This window comes from Kribbella sancticallisti, from assembly GCF_039530625.1.
In the GTDB taxonomy this organism is placed as follows: domain Bacteria; phylum Actinomycetota; class Actinomycetes; order Propionibacteriales; family Kribbellaceae; genus Kribbella; species Kribbella sancticallisti.
The window spans coordinates 38931-53952 of sequence record NZ_BAAAOS010000031.1; the positions used below are offsets into that span (position 1 = coordinate 38931).

Here is a 15022-nt window from a genome sequence, read left to right on the forward strand (position 1 = left end):
GTAGTACGGGTCAGACGTCCTCGACGTGCGTCGGGTTGAGCACCCGGCGCAGGAAGTTGCGGGTCCGCTCGTGCTGCGGGTTGCCGATCACCTCCGACGGCGGGCCCTGCTCCACGATCACCCCGCCGTCCATGAAGACGACCCGGTCCGCGACCTCGCGGGCGAAGGCCATCTCATGGGTGACCACGAGCATCGTCATGCCGTCCAGGGCGAGCTTGCGCATCACCGTCAGGACGTCGCCGACGAGTTCGGGGTCGAGCGCCGAGGTGGGTTCGTCGAACAGCATCAGCGCCGGGTCCATCGACAGCGCCCGGGCGATCGCCACCCGCTGCTGCTGCCCACCGGACAGCTGCATCGGGAACGCGTTGACCTTGTCGTTCAGGCCGACCCGGTCCAGGTTGGCCAGCGCGACCTTGTCCGCCTCGGCCTTGCTGCGCTTCAGCACGGTGATCTGGGCCACGGTGCAGTTGGCCAGCACGGACAGGTGCGGGAACAGGTTGAACTGCTGGAACACCATGCCGATCTGTTGCCGGGCCGCGTCCAGGTGGCAGTCCGGATGGGTGATGTCCTCACCGCGGACGATGACCTGGCCCTCCTGGGGTTCCTCCAGGAGGTTGACGCAGCGCAGCAGGGTGGACTTGCCCGAGCCGGACGGCCCGATCACGCAGACCACCTCGCCCTGCTCGACGGTGAAGTCGATACCGCGCAGGACGTGGTTGCTGCCGAACGACTTGTGCAGGTTCTTGATCTCGACCGACTGGGGCGGTGGGGTGGGAGAAGTATCCTGTGCAGTCATCAGCGTGCCCTCGCAGCCTTCGCCTCGAGCCGGCGGACCAGGATGCCCAGCGGCAGGGTGATCACCAGGTAGCAGAAACCGGCGGTGACCAGGGGGGTCAGGTTCGAGTAGGTGTTGGCCAGGTCCCGGCCGAAGCCGGTCAGCTCGTACGCCGACGCGCTGGTGCCGATGATGAACACCAGCGACGAGTCCTTCACCAGCAGGATCAGGTCGTTCGTCAGCGGCGGCAGCACGATCCGGAACGCCTGTGGCAGGACGATCTTGCGGGTGGCCAGGCCCAGCGGCATGCCGAGCGAGCGAGCCGCCTCGACCTGCCCCTTCGGGACCGCCTGGATGCCGGCCCTGATCACCTCGGCCATGTAGGCCGCCGCCACGATGCCCAGCGCCAGCCAGACCACGCCGTACGGGTCGAACGGGATCGTCATGCCCTCGAAGGCCAGCGGCAGCAGGCTGAAGGCGATGAAGACCACGATGGCCGGCAGGCCGCGGAAGAACTCGATGTAGGCGGTCGAGAACCAGCGGTACGGGCCGACGCTGGACAGCCGCATCAGCGCCAGCAGGGTGCCGCCGAGCAGGCCGATCACGAAGGCGCCGGCGGTGTACTCCAGCGTCTTCACCAAGGCCTGCAGCATCCCGTCGGCGAACGAGGCCTTGATGTACTCGGGCTTGAAGAAGACGCTGCCGATCTGGCCCCAGTCGGCCGAGAGGGCCGCCACCAGGACCACGGCGACGAGGATCGCGTACTGGATCCAGCGGGAGCGCTGAGCCCGCTGCCGCGGGCTCAGCCCCTTCCGTTCAACGATGTCGGTGGGGGCACTCACTTCTTCGGCTCAACCCCGAACCACTTCTTGTAGATCTCGTTGTACTTGCCGTCGGTCTTGGCCGCGGCCAGCAGGGTGTTGAACTTCTCCACCAGCTTCGGGCCGCTGCCGTCCTTCAGGGCGCCGAACCCGTACTGCTCGCCGGTGTCGAACTCGGCCACCACGGCGGTGTCCGGGTTCTCCTTGACGAAGTCGTAGAGCACGCCGTTGTCGTTGATCGCGGCATCGACCCGGCCGGACTTGACGTTGTTCTCCTGCAGCGCGAGGTCGTTGAAGACGACCACCGAGAAGCCGATCTCCTTGGCCTTCTCGTCGGCGAAGTCCTTGCCGGTGGTGTCGGCCTGGACCCCGACCTTCTTGCCCTTCAGGTCCTCGAGCGTCTTGTACGGCGAGTCCTTCTTCACCAGCAGCACCTGGGTGGCGTCCATGTAGGGCGCGGTGATGCTGATCGCCTGCTGGCGGGCCGGGGTGATGGTCATCGCGCCCATGCCCATGTCGCACTTCTTGGCCTGGAAGGCGGCACCCGAGGTGACCTGGGCCCACTCGATGTTGACCACCTCCTTCTCCAGGCTGAGGTCCTTGGCGACGAGGTCGAGCAGGTCGACGTCGAAGCCGACGACGTCGGCGCCGTCCTTGTACTGGAACGGCTTGTACGGCAGGTGGGTGCAGATGGTGAGCTTGCCCGGCTTGACCAGCGTGATGCCGGCCGCCTGGGCCTTGTCCTCGCCTCCTCCACCGCCGCTGCCGGAATCGTCGCTGCCGCAGGCTGACAGGGCGAGCGCGAGAACGGCGACCGTGGCTGCGGCGACCGAGAGGCGACTCTTGCGGAGGGTGGGGACGATGTTCATCGCTAGGACTCCTCGACACTGGTTCTGAAACGCCGGACCAGACGGTACCGGGCCGGATTCTCCGCATCCTGACACAGCAGACTGCCGCGTGTCGGCTGATGACCCCGGACGAGACGCGATCGTCACCGTGTGGTGCCCGAGTGGTGGCCCTCACAGACCAGACCAGTGCGGCCTGTGGTTTACTCGTAGCCACGGGTGACCCCCTGGCAACGGCGCCGTTCGACGCACCCTTTCCGAACCGCCCACTCCCTGTAAACGCTTGCCTGCATTCCGAAGTGAAGGGTCCCTCCCGATGGTTGCCGAACCATTTCCGTCCACCCCCTCGATCGATTCCGACCGGTACGCCGGTGACGCCGTCTTCGAGTTGCACCGCGGCGGCAAGATCGAGGTCACCTCGACCGTCACGGTCGACACCGCCGACGAACTGTCCAAGGCCTACACCCCCGGCGTCGCCCGGGTGTGTACCGCGATCGCGGAGGACCCGTCGCTGGTCCGGAAGTACACCTGGAAGTCGAACGTGGTGGCAGTCGTCACCGACGGCACCGCGGTACTGGGCCTGGGCGACATCGGGCCGGCCGCGTCGTTGCCGGTGATGGAGGGCAAGGCCCTTCTGTTCAAGGAGTTCGGCGGCGTCAACTCGGTGCCGATCGCGCTGGACTGCACGGACGTGGACGAGTTCGTCGAGACCGTGGTCCGGCTGGCCCCGACCTTCGGTGGGATCAACCTGGAGGACATCTCGGCGCCGCGCTGCTTCGAGATCGAGCGCCGGCTGAAGGAACGCCTGGACATCCCGGTCTTCCACGACGACCAGCACGGTACGGCGGTCGTCGTACTGGCGGCGCTGCGGAACGCGCTCCGGCTGACAGGTAAGTCCATCGAGGAGATCCGGGTGGTGATCTCCGGCGCGGGTGCGGCCGGCGTCGCCTGTGCGCGGATCCTGCTGCAGGCGGGCGTCGGGGACCTGGCTGTTGTCGACAGCAAAGGGGTGCTGTCGGAGGACCGGGCCGACCTGAACCCGGTCAAGCTTTCGCTGGCCAAGGACACCAACACCGGCGGGCTGTCCGGCCGCCTGGTCGATGCCCTCGACGGCGCCGACGTGTTCCTGGGCGTCTCGGGTGGCACGGTGCCGGAGGAGGCCGTCGCGCGGATGGCGCCGGGCGCGATGATCTTCGCCCTGGCGAACCCGAACCCGGAGGTCCACCCCGACATCGCCCACCGGTACGCCGCGGTGGTGGCGACCGGCCGCTCCGACTTCCCGAACCAGATCAACAACGTGCTCGCCTTCCCCGGCATCTTCCGCGGCGCCTTCGACGTGAACGCCTCCCGGATCACCGAGGGGATGAAACTGGCCGCGGCCGAGGCGCTGGCGGACCTGATCTCCGCCGACGACCTCCGCCCGGACTACGTGATCCCGTCGCCGTTCGACCCGCGGGTGGCGCCGGCTGTCGCGGCCGCCGTCGCGGACGCGGCGCACCGTGACGGAGTAGCCCGCGCCTGAGGGGCACTAGCGTTGGCGCGGTGGAGAACAGACGCGCGATCGAGTGGTCCGAGGCAGCCTGGCTGAACCAGCCGGAGGCGGTGCTCGCGGACGGCAGCAACCTGCTGGTGACCGCCAGGAAGGGCAGTGACTTCTGGCGGACCACCAGTTACGGGTTCGTGCACGACGACGGGCACGCTTTGCTGACGGACTTCGGCGTCGGCACCGCGATCGAGGTCGCCTTCGTGGCGTCCTTCGAGGAGTTGTACGACCAGGCCGGCCTGCTGATCCGGGTGGACGAGCAGACCTGGATCAAGGCCGGCATCGAGTACACCGACGGAGCGCCGTACCTGGGCGCCGTGGTGACGCACGGGCGCTCGGACTGGTCGCTCGCTCCGGTGCCGGAGTGGGACGGTCGCGAGGTGACGATCCGCGCGAGCCGCACCGGCGACGCGATCACTCTCCGCGCCCGCTGCGAGGACGAGCCCTGGCGCATGGTCCGCCTGGCGCCTCTCGATCCCGGCGCGACCGCCGCCGCAGGTCCGATGGTCTGCGCCCCCACCCGCGAAGGCCTCACCGTCCGCTTCACCTCGTTCGCAGTCACCGACCCCGATGCCGCCCTGCACTCGTGACGTTTGTAACTGACTGCTCCGCCCCGCGGGCCTAGGGTGGGCGGCATGCTTGCTGCTTTCGCTGCCAGGTTTGATGCCGAGGACCCTGTCTCCGCGTTGGAGGTGGGGGAGCGGCCTGAGCCGGTCGTGCCGGACGGGTGGGTGACGATCGACGTCAAGGCGACGGCGTTGAATCACCATGACCTGTGGTCGCTGAAGGGTGTCGGGCTGGCTGAGCAGAATCTGCCGATGATCCTTGGGTGCGACGCGGCGGGGATCGACCCGGACGGCAACGAGGTCGTCGTGCACGCGGTGATCTCGGATCCGGCGTGGAAGGGCGACGAGACGCTCGACCCGAAGCGGTCGCTGCTGAGTGAGCGGTATCAGGGGACGCTGGCCGAGAAGGTCGTGGTGCCGGCGCGCAACGTCGTACCGAAGCCTGCCGGGTTGAGCTTCGAGGAGGCGGCGTGCCTGCCGACGGCGTGGCTCACGGCGTACCGGATGTTGTTCACGCAGTCCGGGTTGAAGCCGGGTGACACCGTGCTCGTGCAGGGCGCCGGTGGTGGGGTCGCGACCTCGCTGATCACGCTGGCGCGGGCGGCCGGGATCCGGGTCTGGGCGACCAGCCGGGACGAGGGCAAGCGGGCCAAGGCCGTCGAGATCGGCGCGCACGAGGCGTTCGAGTCGGGCGCGCGGCTGCCCGAGCGGGTCGACGCGGTGATGGAGACCGTCGGGCAGGCGACTTGGTCGCACTCGCTGAAGTCGCTCAAGCAGGGCGGCACGCTGGTGATCTCCGGCGCGACCAGCGGCCAGGCGCCGAAGTCCGCCGAACTGAACCGGATCTTCTTCCTGCAACTGCGCGTGCAGGGCTCGACGATGGGCACCCGGACCGAACTGGCCGAACTGCTCCAGTTCATGCACAACGCCGGGATCAAGCCGCACATCGACACCACGCTGGCCCTGGCCGACGCCCGCAAGGGGTTCGCCAAGATGAACGAGGGTGACGTGTTCGGCAAGATCGTCTTCACTGTCTGACGTGGAGATCGAGATTCGCCGTGCCGGGGTCGCGGACGCGGCAGCGGGCGCCTGGTGTCACCTGAAGTGCTGGCAGGAGGCGTACGCCGACCTCGCCGACCCCGCGCGGCTCGCCGAGAAGACGGGTGATCCCGAGGGACGCGGCAAGCGGTGGGCCCAGGCCCTCGAAGCCGGCGTGGTTCGCTGGATCGCGCTCAACCCGGACCCGGCTGCGCCGGTCGAGGACCGGGTGATCGGCTTCTCCTGCCCCGGCCCGACCCGGGACGAGGACGCCCCGACGCCGCTGGAGTTGTACGCGATCTACGTCCGGGCGAAGTGGTGGGGCAGCGGGCTCGGCGACCGGCTGCTGGATGTTGCCATCGGCAAGGAAGCGGCCAGCCTCTGGGTGCTGGAAGGCAACGAGCGGGCGAAGGCGTTCTACCGCCGCCAGGGCTTCGTCGAGGACGGCAGCCGGGTCGACGAGCCGTTATTCGGCGTACCGGAGATCAGGATGGTCCGGCCCGGTCAGTGACAGCGGCACTGATGTGACACCTGTCCGGCGTGACGTTTCATGGCTGAAACATTGCCGTCGCACCGGGGCAACGCCGCTGGCGCAGGCTGTTCCTACCGCGGGAAACCCCCACGGATTCGATCCGCCCGATCGATGACGGAAACAGGAGCGCCCATGAGGCCGACCTTGACGGTGATCGCCGACCCCGCCGACCGCTGGATGATGCGTGCGGCCTGCATCGGCCAGGCGCCGGCGTACGACGAGAGCGCGAGTCACTGGGAGCAGCGCAGGGCGCAGGCGATCTGCCTGACCGCGTGCCCGGTGATCGAGGAGTGCCGTGAGTGGGCCCGCCGGACCAAGTTCACCGGCACCGCGGCGGGGGAGAAGTTCCTCTCCGGCCGCCGCCGTGGACGTCCCGGCCCGCAGGAGCGCCGCCGCCCGACCCCTCTGGTCGAGGAGCAGCAGGCGAGCTAGGCCGGGTCTGGTCCTAGACTCCGACGAGTTCGTCCGACCGGTCCGCCGTCACCGTCGGGGTGCGGCGGAACGGTGACGTCAGGGTCGGGATGATGTGCTGGCGGTTGTAGACGAGGGCGCCGATGGCCAGCGCGAGGTAGATGCCGGCGATGACGTACCGCCCGGTCTGGCCCGGAATCGCGAACTGTACGGCGAACAGGCCCAGCAGCGTCCACGCGGCCCACCGGGGGAAGCGCAGGCTCAGCAGGATGGCCAGCCCCAGGACAGTCTGGGTGGCGGTCAGGAGGAACTCCTCGACCTGGCGCCCGTCCAGCGGCAGGGCAGCGGGACCGCCGCCGATGCCGTACGCGATGGGCAGGCTGCCGATCAGCAGCGTCCACTGGTTCACCTTCGCGGAGATCAGCAGGCCCAGCGCAGCGGCCCCCTTGCCCCGCCAGGCGAACAGGATCGCGATGATGAACTCCGGCGCCTCGGAGGCCAGCGGAGCCAGCCACTGGACGAGCAGGAACTGGTCGATCCCCAGCACGTGCCCGCCCTCGACCAGGGAGTCGGCGAACGGCTCTGCCGACAGCAGGATCACGCCGGCCGAGGCCAGGAACATCGACACCACCGCTACCCGCCGCTGGACCTTCCGCAGTCCACCGATCCGCGCCGCGGGGCCGATCAGGTCCGGCTCGTCGTCGTGGCCGGACGCGGCCGCCCGCCAGAGGTAGTAGGCGAAGAAGGCCAGCAGGGCGATGCCGAGCACCAGGTGGATCTGCCCGGTCACCGGGATGATGAAGGCGACCACGCTCGCCACTGCCAGGAAGCCCAGTTCACGCCGGTAGCCGGAGTCGAGCACCAGTGCCTTGATGGTCTGCCCGCTGCGCCGGCTGGCGACGTACAGGCTGATGAGTACGACGCTGGACCAGCCCAGGCCGAGCAGTAGCCGGTTGGAGCCGGTCATGTTGGCGGCGGCGTACGCGACGTACTCCGGCTGGCTGCCGGCCGTGTGAGCGAAGTACAGATCCACCGCGTACTCCGGGAGTACGGCGATCACCGCGAGCAGCGCGATCGCGAGCCCGCCCGAGATGTCGACCTCGGCCGCCTCGGCCGCCCAGGCGAGCACGAACGACGCGGCGACGACCGCGAGTCCGAAGACAACGATCGCCAACGGCGCCGCCGGGTGCACCCCGCCCAGTCGGAGTGCGACCGCCGGGACAGCCGCCAGCAGGCACAGGAAAACGGGGCGCAGGGCTCTGATCACGCTGTCTAGCGTGCCATCGTTTTGATACTTTCGCAATTGCGAAAGTATGAGACCGTCCTCACGATCGGCCTGCCGTGTACCGGGGGACCTCCGGAGAGGTCACAATGACTCCGCGATGAGCACACCCCCTGAACCCACCCGAGCACCGCTCGAACCCACCCGAGCGCAACTCGACGCCGCCGCCAGCACCTTCGCCATGCTCTCGGCGCCCGTCCGGCTCCACCTGGTGTCCCTGGCGGCCCAGGGCGAGTACGACGTCGGTACCCTGGCCGAGCGGGTCGGCGTGAGCATCGCCACCGCGAGCCAGCACCTCGGCAAGCTCCGCCTGGCCGGCATCATCACGGCCCGCCGCGAGGGTCGCCGGCACATCTACACCGTCGACGACCCACACGTCCTCAACATGGTCGACCAGATCTTCGAACACATCGCCCCCGACGGCTCCCTGGCCCCCGACCCGCCGCTACGCCGCCGCCCGCCACACGTGGACTGACGTCCTGAAAACGCTGATGCCCTCCGCCGCGCGGACGCGGCGAAGGGCACTCGGTGTGGAGCGGAAGAACTGCGGCTAGTCGTCCTCGTCGTCCAGCCGGGCCAGCCAGGTGGCGAAGCGTTCGATCGGGGTTTCGAACTCGGGGTTCAGGTCGACGAACTCGCGGAGTCGCTCCGCGACCCAGGCCAGCGTGACGTCTTCCTCGCCACGCCGGCCCTCGAGTTCCTCGATCCCTCGGTCGGTGAAGTACACGTCAGCTGAAGGCCTGCTTCATCAGCGTCGCGTTCTCGGCGACGTGGACGCCGTGCGAGCCGACCGACGGTGCGGACATGGCCGGCCGGGACACCCGGTAGAACGGCTTGCCGCCCAGGTGCTCGGTCAGGTTCAGCGCCATGAACGGCCACGGGCCCTGGTTCGCCGGCTCGTCCTGCACCCAGCGGATCTCCTGCAGGTTCGGATACTTCGCCAACTCGGCCTTGATCTCCTCGGCCGGCAGCGGGTAGAGCTGCTCGACCCGCAGGATCGCGGTGCTGATCTTGTCCGGCTCGGCCTTCTTGCGCTCGGCCAGCAGGTCGTAGTTGATCCGGCCCGAGGCCAGGATGACCCGCTCGACCGCCGCGGTGTTCTGCTCGGCCTCCGGGTCGTTCACGATCGGGCGGAACGTGCCGCTGGTGAGCTCCTCCGGCTGCGACACCGCTGCCTTCAACCGGAGCAGTTGCTTCGGGGTGAAGACGATCAGCGGGTTGTGCTCCTCCTGCAGCGTGTGGCGACGCAGCAGGTGGAAGTACGACGCCGGGGTGGACGGCTGGGCCACCGTCATCGCGTTCTCGGCGCACAGCGCCATGAACCGCTCGATCCGCGCGGACGAGTGGTCCGGGCCCTGGCCCTCGTAGCCGTGCGGCAGCAGCAGCACGACACCGGACTTCTGGCCCCACTTCGCCTCACCGGCCGAGATGTACTCGTCGATGATCGACTGGGCGCCGTTGACGAAGTCGCCGAACTGCGCCTCCCAGAGCACCAGCGCGTCCGGCCGGGCGACGGAGTACCCGTACTCGAAGCCGAGCGCGGCGTACTCGCTCAGCAGCGAGTCGTAGACGTAGAAGTTCGCCTGGTTCTCGTCCAGGTGCTGCAGCGGCACGTGGTCCTGGCCGTTGACCCGGTCGATCACCGCGGCGAACCGCTGGACGAAGGTGCCGCGCCGGCTGTCCTGGCCCGCGAGCCGGACCGGACGCCCGGCCAGCAGCAGCGAACCGAACGCGGTGATCTCCGCGCTGGCCCAGTCGACCGGACCCTGGGTGATCGCGGCGGCCCGGCGCTGCAGTTGCGGCATCACCTTCGGGTGCGCGGTGAAGCCCTCCGGCAGCGTCGTGTACGCGTCGGCGATCTTCTTCAGCACCTCGGGCGTGGTCGCGGTCGCGTCCGGGCCCTCCGGCTTGTCCGGGTAGACCGGGACGGTCACGTACGGCGCCGGCGTGTCCGGCTGGCTCTTCGCCTCGCGGACCTCGGTGAAGACCCGCTCCAGCCGCTGCTGGAAGTCCCGCATCGCCTGCTCGGCCTCTTCCACCGTGATGTCGCCACGGCCGATCAGGGCCTCGGTGTAGAGCTTGCGGACGGACCGCTTCTGCTCGATCAGGTCGTACATCAGCGGCTGGGTGAAGCTCGGGTCGTCGCCCTCGTTGTGACCGCGGCGGCGGTAGCAGACCAGGTCGATGACGACGTCCTTGTTGAACGCCTGGCGGTACTCGAAGGCCAGGTCCGCGACCCGGATGCAGGCCTCGGGGTCGTCGCCGTTCACGTGGAAGATCGGCGCCTGGACCATCCGCGCGACGTCGGTGCAGTACATCGACGAGCGGGACGAGGCCGGCGAGGTGGTGAAACCGACCTGGTTGTTGACGATCACGTGGATCGTGCCGCCGGTGCGGTAGCCGCGCAACTGGGACAGGTTCAGCGTCTCGGCCACGACGCCCTGGCCGGCGAAGGCCGCGTCACCGTGGACGAGGACCGGCAGCACCGGGAAGGTGGGGCCCTGGTCGAGGATGTCCTGCTTGGCCCGGACGATGCCCTCGAGCACCGGGTCGACGGTCTCCAGGTGGGACGGGTTCGCCGCCACCGACACCTTGATCTTGTCGCCGAACTCGGAGACGAACTCGCCCTCGGCGCCCAGGTGGTACTTGACGTCACCGGAGCCCTGGACGGTCCGCGGGTCGATGTTGCCGTCGAACTCGCGGAAGATCTGGCCGTACGACTTGCCGACGATGTTGGCGAGCACGTTCAGCCGGCCGCGGTGCGCCATACCGATGGTGACCTCATCGAGGCCGGCGCCGGCTGCTTCCTCGCAGAGTTCGTCGAGCAACGGGATGGTGGTCTCGCCGCCTTCCAGCGAGAAGCGCTTCTGGCCGACGTACTTGGTCTGCAGGAAGGTCTCGAACGCCTCGGCCTCGTTCAGCTTGGCCAGGATCCGCAGTTGCTCCTCGCGCGGCGGCTTGGTGTGCGGCCGCTCGACCCGCTCCTGGATCCACTTGCGCTGCTCGGGGTCCTGGATGTGCATGTACTCGATACCGGTGGTCCGGCAGTACGAGTCGCGCAGGATGCCGAGGATGTCGCGCAGCTTCAGGAACCGGCGGTCGCTCTGGGCGCCGAAGGAGCCGGTGGCGAACTCGCGGTCCAGGTCCCACAGGGTCAGCCCGTGGGTGGCGACGTCCAGGTCGGGGTGGCTGCGCTGCTTGTACTCCAGCGGATCCGTGTCGGCCATGATGTGGCCGCGCACCCGGTAGGCGTGGATCAGTTCCAGGATCCGGGCCTGCTTGCTGATGTCCTCCTCGTGGCTGTGCGGGAGGTCGGCGGCCCAGCGGATCGGCTCGTAGGGGATCCGCAGCGACTGGAAGATCTCGTCGTAGAAGCCCTCCTCGCCGAGCAGCAACTTGTGCAGCCGGCGCAGGAACTCACCCGACTGGGCGCCCTGGATGATCCGGTGGTCGTAGGTCGAGGTCAGCGTCATCACCTTGCTGACCGCGAGCTTGGCCATCGTCTCCTCGGCCGCGCCCTGGTACTCCGTCGGGTACTCCATCGCGCCGACGCCGATGATGCAGCCCTGGCCGCTCATCAGCCGCGGCACCGAGTGCTGGGTGCCGATCGTGCCGGGGTTGGTCAGGCTGATCGTGGTGCCCTGGAAGTCGGGCAGCGCGAGCTTGTTGTCCCGGGCCCGGCGGACGATGTCCTCGTAGGCCATCCAGAACTCGGCGAACGTCATCGACTCGGTCGCCTTGATCGACGGCACCAGCAACTGCCGGGTGCCGTCGGGCTTCTGCATGTCGATGGCCAGGCCGAGGTTGATGTGCTCGGGCTGGACCAGCGTCGGCTTGCCCTCGGTCTCGTCGTACGACGCGTTCATCTCCGGCAGCGTCTTGAGCGCCCTCACCAGGGCCCAGCCGACCAGGTGGGTAAAGGAGATCTTGCCGCCGCGGGCCCGGCGCAGGTGGTTGTTGATGACGATCCGGTTGTCGATCAGCAGCTTGACCGGCACCTGCCGCACGCTGGTCGCGGTCGGGACCTGGAGGCTCGTCTCCATGTTCTGCGCGGTCCGCGCGGGCGCGCCGCGCAGAATCACGCGCTTGGTGTCCGTGCTGGTCGCGGGAGCGGGCTTGGGCTGCGCGCTGGGCGGCTGGTTCACCGTGCCTCCGGTCGGGGCGCCGCTCGCCGCGGGCGCTGCTTTCTGCGCTGACGAGGCCGGCTGGGGCTGCGCGGCCTGCTGAGCGGCCGCGGTCGGCTGACCGGCGGCCGGCTGGGCCGGGGCCTGGGCAGCGGCCGGTGCCGGCGCAGCGGGAGCGGGTGCCGCAGCGGCGGCCTGAGCGGCCGGCTGGCTGGAGGACGGAGCCGCCGCCGCCGTACCGCGGCTGGGTGCCTCGGGAGTCTTGTTGTCCGACACCGCATCGGGCCGGGGAACGTCGGCAGGCTTCGTCTGCTTCGCATCACCCGGGCTGTGCCCCTTGAAACTGTCGCCCTCGAAATAGGTCTTCCAGGCCGGGTCCACCGACTTGGGATCCTCGAGGTAGGTCTCGTACATCTCGTCGACCAGCCATTCGTTCGCGCCGAAGGCTGCAAGGGGGTCAGTTTCTGATGGCTCGGTGGCCACTTGGCAGTTCGCCTCTTCCGATCGAGTCAGATACCACGGTTATGACTACGGGAGTTATGGGGGACTTCCCGAGCCAAGGCTAATAGCTGCCACAACAGTTCCGCAGCCCGGGATCACCGGACCAGTCGATCGAGTGGTTCGGGCCCGGGCCGTTGATCGATCGACCGCTGGAACACCGTGATGACAGGTGTTTCAGGGATCCGGCCGGCCGGGCCGGGCTTGACGAGGTGGACTGACCTCCGATCTACTGCGGGACCCGTTGCAGAGGTGGGGTTCCGGCGTCCCGGGGCCGGTCGCGGGCAGGGCGTCGTACGCCTGGCTGGCCACTGTATGCAGCTGCGCGCTGGCGGGGTGTGATGGTCAGCTGTGGACAGGAATGTGGCAGACGTCACTCACTGGATCAGTCCAGTTCGAGGTGATTGGCTATCTGTTGACCAACCGCCGGACCAGTTTCAGTCCGGACCAGGTGGCATCGATCGCACACACCTTCACGTCCACCACCCCGAGCGGCAAGGCGATCTCCCGGACCCCGTTCTCGTCCAGATCGGTCGGTACGCCGGACGACCGCTTCGGCCAGGCGACCCAGATCATCCCGGCGGTGGTGGTCCGTTCCAGCAGGACCGGCAACCGCGCGGCCAACCGGGCCCGATCGGGGCAGAACACCAGCACCACGTCGTACTGCGTCCGCCCGGCCCGGCCGACCAGCCGCACTCCGTCGGGCAGTCCCTCGAGGACGAAACCGGCCGGTGCGTTGTCCAGGACAACGCCGTGCTCGGGCTTGATCCCGAGCTTGGCGGCGAGCGGTTTGCCCGAGTAGCCGGCGGTCATGTCCCGATCATGGCGTACGGGGATCGGATGACGTACAGGAATGGCGTCATCTGACGGGCGCGGAGCCGGCTGAGCGTTTTCTAGCCTGCCGAACGTGTTGCGACTATCGAAGAAACGACTCGTCCTGCTCCTCGGTGCGGCCGTCCTGCCGCTGTCCGTCCTGGTGCCTGTCTCGACCAGCACGGCATCCCAGTCCGCCTCGGCGGCGTGTTCCCCCGACCTCTCCGTTCCGGCGCCGGCCGGTGCGCAGGTGGAGTCGGTGTCGGCTGTCGAGCGCCCCGGCGGCACGGTGACCTTCCCGGCCCAACCACCCTTCCCCGCGCCGGATCCGGTCAGCGGCGTACCGGCGTACTGCGAGATCACGGTCGTGCTGACCCACCCGGGCGCCGGGGACCATGCTCAGGTCAAGGTCTGGGCACCGCTGGAGAACTGGACCGGCCGATTTCTGGCCGCCGGCGGTAGTGCCTACGCGGCCGGCGACTTCGGCGTTGCGCTGGCCGAGGGAGTGAAGGCCGGGTACGCCGCCGGATCGACCGACGCGGGACATCCGCTGGACTTCCTCGACGTGAGTTCGTGGGCGCTGACGTCGAGCGGCAAGGTGAACCAGCCGCTGCTGGAGAACTTCGCCTCCCGCTCGGTGCACGACCTCGCGGTGGTCGGGAAGGCGGCGGCCAAGGAGTTCTACGGTCGCGCGGTCGCCTACTCGTACTGGAACGGGTGCTCGACAGGTGGCCGGCAGGGCTACCTGGAGGCCCAGGAATACCCCGACGACTTCGACGGCATCGTCGCCGCCGCGCCGGCCATCAACTGGGCGAAGTGGTCCGTCGCTGCGCAGTGGCCGAACGTCGTGATCAACCAGGAGAAGAACGTTCCGACGACCTGCGAGTTCGACGCGTTCACCGCGGCCGCGGTCAAGGCCTGCGACCGCCTCGACGGTGTCGCCGACGGCGTCATCGGCCGGCCTGAGCTCTGCAAGTGGGATCCGGCGCAGTTGATCGGCAAGAAGGTCGTCTGTGAGGGCAAGGTGCTGACGATCTCGGCTGCCGACGCCGCGGTCGTGCGGAAGATCTGGCAAGGGCCGAAGGGACTTTGGTATGGGCTGAACCGGGGCGCCGGCTTCGACGGTTTGGCTGCCACTGCTGGAGGTGCCGCCCAGGTGTTCCCGGTCTCCAACGCCTGGATCCAGTACTTCGTGAAGCAGCAGCCGGCGTTCGACACCTCGAAGGTCACTTATCGCCAGTTCGCCGAGCTGTTCCGGCAGTCGGAGGCGCAGTACGGCGTGGTGATCGGCACCGACGAGCCGGATCTGTCCGCCTTCAAGAAGTCGGGTGGCAAGCTGCTCTCGTGGCACGGTCAGGCCGACCAGTTGATCTTCCCGCAGGGAACGGTGGACTACCGCAAGAAGGTGGAGCGCACTGTCGGGGCTCAGGTCGACGACTTCTACCGGCTGTTCCTCGCGCCGGGTGCGGCGCACTGCAGGTCCGGAGCAGGCCCGGCGCCGACTGATCCGCTGGCCGCGGTGGTCAAGTGGGTCGAGGAGGGCAAGGCTCCGGCGACGCTCCCTGCTGCCGGCATTGATGCCGGCGGCAATCAGGTGACCCGCGACCTCTGCCGCTACCCGCAGGTCTCGGTGTACCTCGGCCACGGCGATCCCGCCAACGCCGCCAGCTACCGCTGCGGCTGATCCGATCGCCGCACTCCCCGCCTTGGGGGAGTGCGGCGTTCGCTCTTGGGGAACGCTCCCTCGCCGCTAGGTCAGATCGTTGCCTCCGGG

At 68.7% G+C, this 15022-nt stretch carries 14 protein-coding genes; 7 read left to right on the forward strand and 7 right to left on the reverse strand.

The window, feature by feature from the left end; genetic code table 11:
* Positions 1 to 10: 10 nt before the first annotated feature.
* From ABD255_RS21945 to ABD255_RS21955, 3 genes are read right to left on the reverse strand one after another with little or no spacing between them, the layout of a single operon-like run.
* On the reverse strand, positions 11 to 796 hold the full coding sequence (locus tag ABD255_RS21945; protein WP_344216821.1) for an amino acid ABC transporter ATP-binding protein: 786 nt from the start codon (positions 794 to 796) through the stop codon (positions 11 to 13).
* Entirely contained in the window at positions 796 to 1617 is an 822-nt protein-coding gene (locus ABD255_RS21950; RefSeq protein ID WP_344216823.1) for an amino acid ABC transporter permease, read from the reverse strand. The genes ABD255_RS21945 and ABD255_RS21950 overlap by 1 nt, the downstream gene beginning before the upstream one ends.
* The gene (locus tag ABD255_RS21955; RefSeq protein WP_344216825.1) at positions 1614 to 2465 is read right to left on the reverse strand and encodes an ABC transporter substrate-binding protein; all 852 of its coding nucleotides are present in this window, start codon (positions 2463 to 2465) and stop codon (positions 1614 to 1616) included. The genes ABD255_RS21950 and ABD255_RS21955 overlap by 4 nt, the downstream gene beginning before the upstream one ends.
* A 292-nt stretch (positions 2466 to 2757) precedes the next feature.
* Between ABD255_RS21955 and ABD255_RS21960 the strand changes: the two genes are divergently transcribed.
* From ABD255_RS21960 to ABD255_RS21980, 5 genes are all read left to right on the forward strand, one after another.
* Complete coding sequence (locus ABD255_RS21960; RefSeq protein WP_344216827.1) at positions 2758 to 3963, forward strand: NAD(P)-dependent malic enzyme; 1206 nt, start codon at positions 2758 to 2760, stop codon at positions 3961 to 3963.
* A 20-nt stretch (positions 3964 to 3983) separates the two neighbouring features.
* Positions 3984 to 4574, forward strand: a complete 591-nt coding sequence (locus ABD255_RS21965) for a DUF1349 domain-containing protein (protein WP_344216829.1) — start codon at positions 3984 to 3986, stop codon at positions 4572 to 4574.
* 45 nt (positions 4575 to 4619) lie between these two features.
* Positions 4620 to 5588, forward strand: a complete 969-nt coding sequence (locus ABD255_RS21970) for a zinc-binding dehydrogenase (protein ID WP_344216831.1) — start codon at positions 4620 to 4622, stop codon at positions 5586 to 5588.
* Position 5589: 1 nt separating this feature from the next.
* Positions 5590 to 6099, forward strand: a complete 510-nt coding sequence (locus ABD255_RS21975) for a GNAT family N-acetyltransferase (protein ID WP_344216833.1) — start codon at positions 5590 to 5592, stop codon at positions 6097 to 6099.
* Positions 6100 to 6252: 153 nt separating this feature from the next.
* Entirely contained in the window at positions 6253 to 6552 is a 300-nt protein-coding gene (locus tag ABD255_RS21980) for a WhiB family transcriptional regulator (RefSeq protein WP_344216835.1), read from the forward strand.
* Positions 6553 to 6565: 13 nt separating this feature from the next.
* Here the strand turns inward: ABD255_RS21980 and ABD255_RS21985 are convergent, their stop codons facing one another.
* Positions 6566 to 7798 carry a sodium:proton exchanger gene (locus ABD255_RS21985; protein ID WP_344216837.1) on the reverse strand — a complete coding sequence of 411 codons (1233 nt, stop codon included), beginning with the start codon at positions 7796 to 7798 and terminating at the stop codon, positions 6566 to 6568.
* 115 nt (positions 7799 to 7913) lie between these two features.
* Here ABD255_RS21985 and ABD255_RS21990 point away from each other — a divergent pair, with 115 nt between their 5' ends.
* The gene (locus tag ABD255_RS21990; protein WP_344216839.1) at positions 7914 to 8288 is read left to right on the forward strand and encodes an ArsR/SmtB family transcription factor; all 375 of its coding nucleotides are present in this window, start codon (positions 7914 to 7916) and stop codon (positions 8286 to 8288) included.
* Positions 8289 to 8363: 75 nt separating this feature from the next.
* Here the strand turns inward: ABD255_RS21990 and ABD255_RS21995 are convergent, their stop codons facing one another.
* The 3 genes from ABD255_RS21995 to ABD255_RS22005 all read right to left on the reverse strand — a co-directional run bounded on the left by ABD255_RS21995 (position 8364) and on the right by ABD255_RS22005 (position 13248).
* Positions 8364 to 8540: a DUF6104 family protein gene (locus ABD255_RS21995; RefSeq protein ID WP_165554028.1), complete on the reverse strand. Its 177-nt coding sequence runs from the start codon at positions 8538 to 8540 to the stop codon at positions 8364 to 8366.
* 1 nt (position 8541) lies between these two features.
* On the reverse strand, positions 8542 to 12420 hold the full coding sequence (locus ABD255_RS22000) for a multifunctional oxoglutarate decarboxylase/oxoglutarate dehydrogenase thiamine pyrophosphate-binding subunit/dihydrolipoyllysine-residue succinyltransferase subunit (protein ID WP_344216843.1): 3879 nt from the start codon (positions 12418 to 12420) through the stop codon (positions 8542 to 8544).
* 423 nt (positions 12421 to 12843) lie between these two features.
* On the reverse strand, positions 12844 to 13248 hold the full coding sequence (locus ABD255_RS22005) for a DUF3052 domain-containing protein (RefSeq protein WP_344216845.1): 405 nt from the start codon (positions 13246 to 13248) through the stop codon (positions 12844 to 12846).
* Between the two features lie 94 nt (positions 13249 to 13342).
* On the opposite strand from ABD255_RS22005, the gene ABD255_RS22010 reads away from it, so the two are divergent.
* Positions 13343 to 14932, forward strand: a complete 1590-nt coding sequence (locus ABD255_RS22010) for a tannase/feruloyl esterase family alpha/beta hydrolase (protein ID WP_344216847.1) — start codon at positions 13343 to 13345, stop codon at positions 14930 to 14932.
* Positions 14933 to 15022 lie beyond the last annotated feature (90 nt).

What these genes read in the sequence shown, in the direction of transcription:
- ABD255_RS21960 (WP_344216827.1), top strand. Translation starts at nt 2,758, where the DNA reads ATGGTTGCCGAACCATTTCCGTCCACCCCCTCGATCGATTCCGACCGG.
- ABD255_RS21990 (WP_344216839.1), top strand. Translation starts at nt 7,914, where the DNA reads ATGAGCACACCCCCTGAACCCACCCGAGCACCGCTCGAACCCACCCGA.
- ABD255_RS21945 (WP_344216821.1), bottom strand. Translation starts at nt 796, where the DNA reads ATGACTGCACAGGATACTTCTCCCACCCCACCGCCCCAGTCGGTCGAG.
- ABD255_RS21980 (WP_344216835.1), top strand. Translation starts at nt 6,253, where the DNA reads ATGAGGCCGACCTTGACGGTGATCGCCGACCCCGCCGACCGCTGGATG.
- ABD255_RS21970 (WP_344216831.1), top strand. Translation starts at nt 4,620, where the DNA reads ATGCTTGCTGCTTTCGCTGCCAGGTTTGATGCCGAGGACCCTGTCTCC.
- ABD255_RS22005 (WP_344216845.1), bottom strand. Translation starts at nt 13,248, where the DNA reads ATGACCGCCGGCTACTCGGGCAAACCGCTCGCCGCCAAGCTCGGGATC.
- ABD255_RS21955 (WP_344216825.1), bottom strand. Translation starts at nt 2,465, where the DNA reads ATGAACATCGTCCCCACCCTCCGCAAGAGTCGCCTCTCGGTCGCCGCA.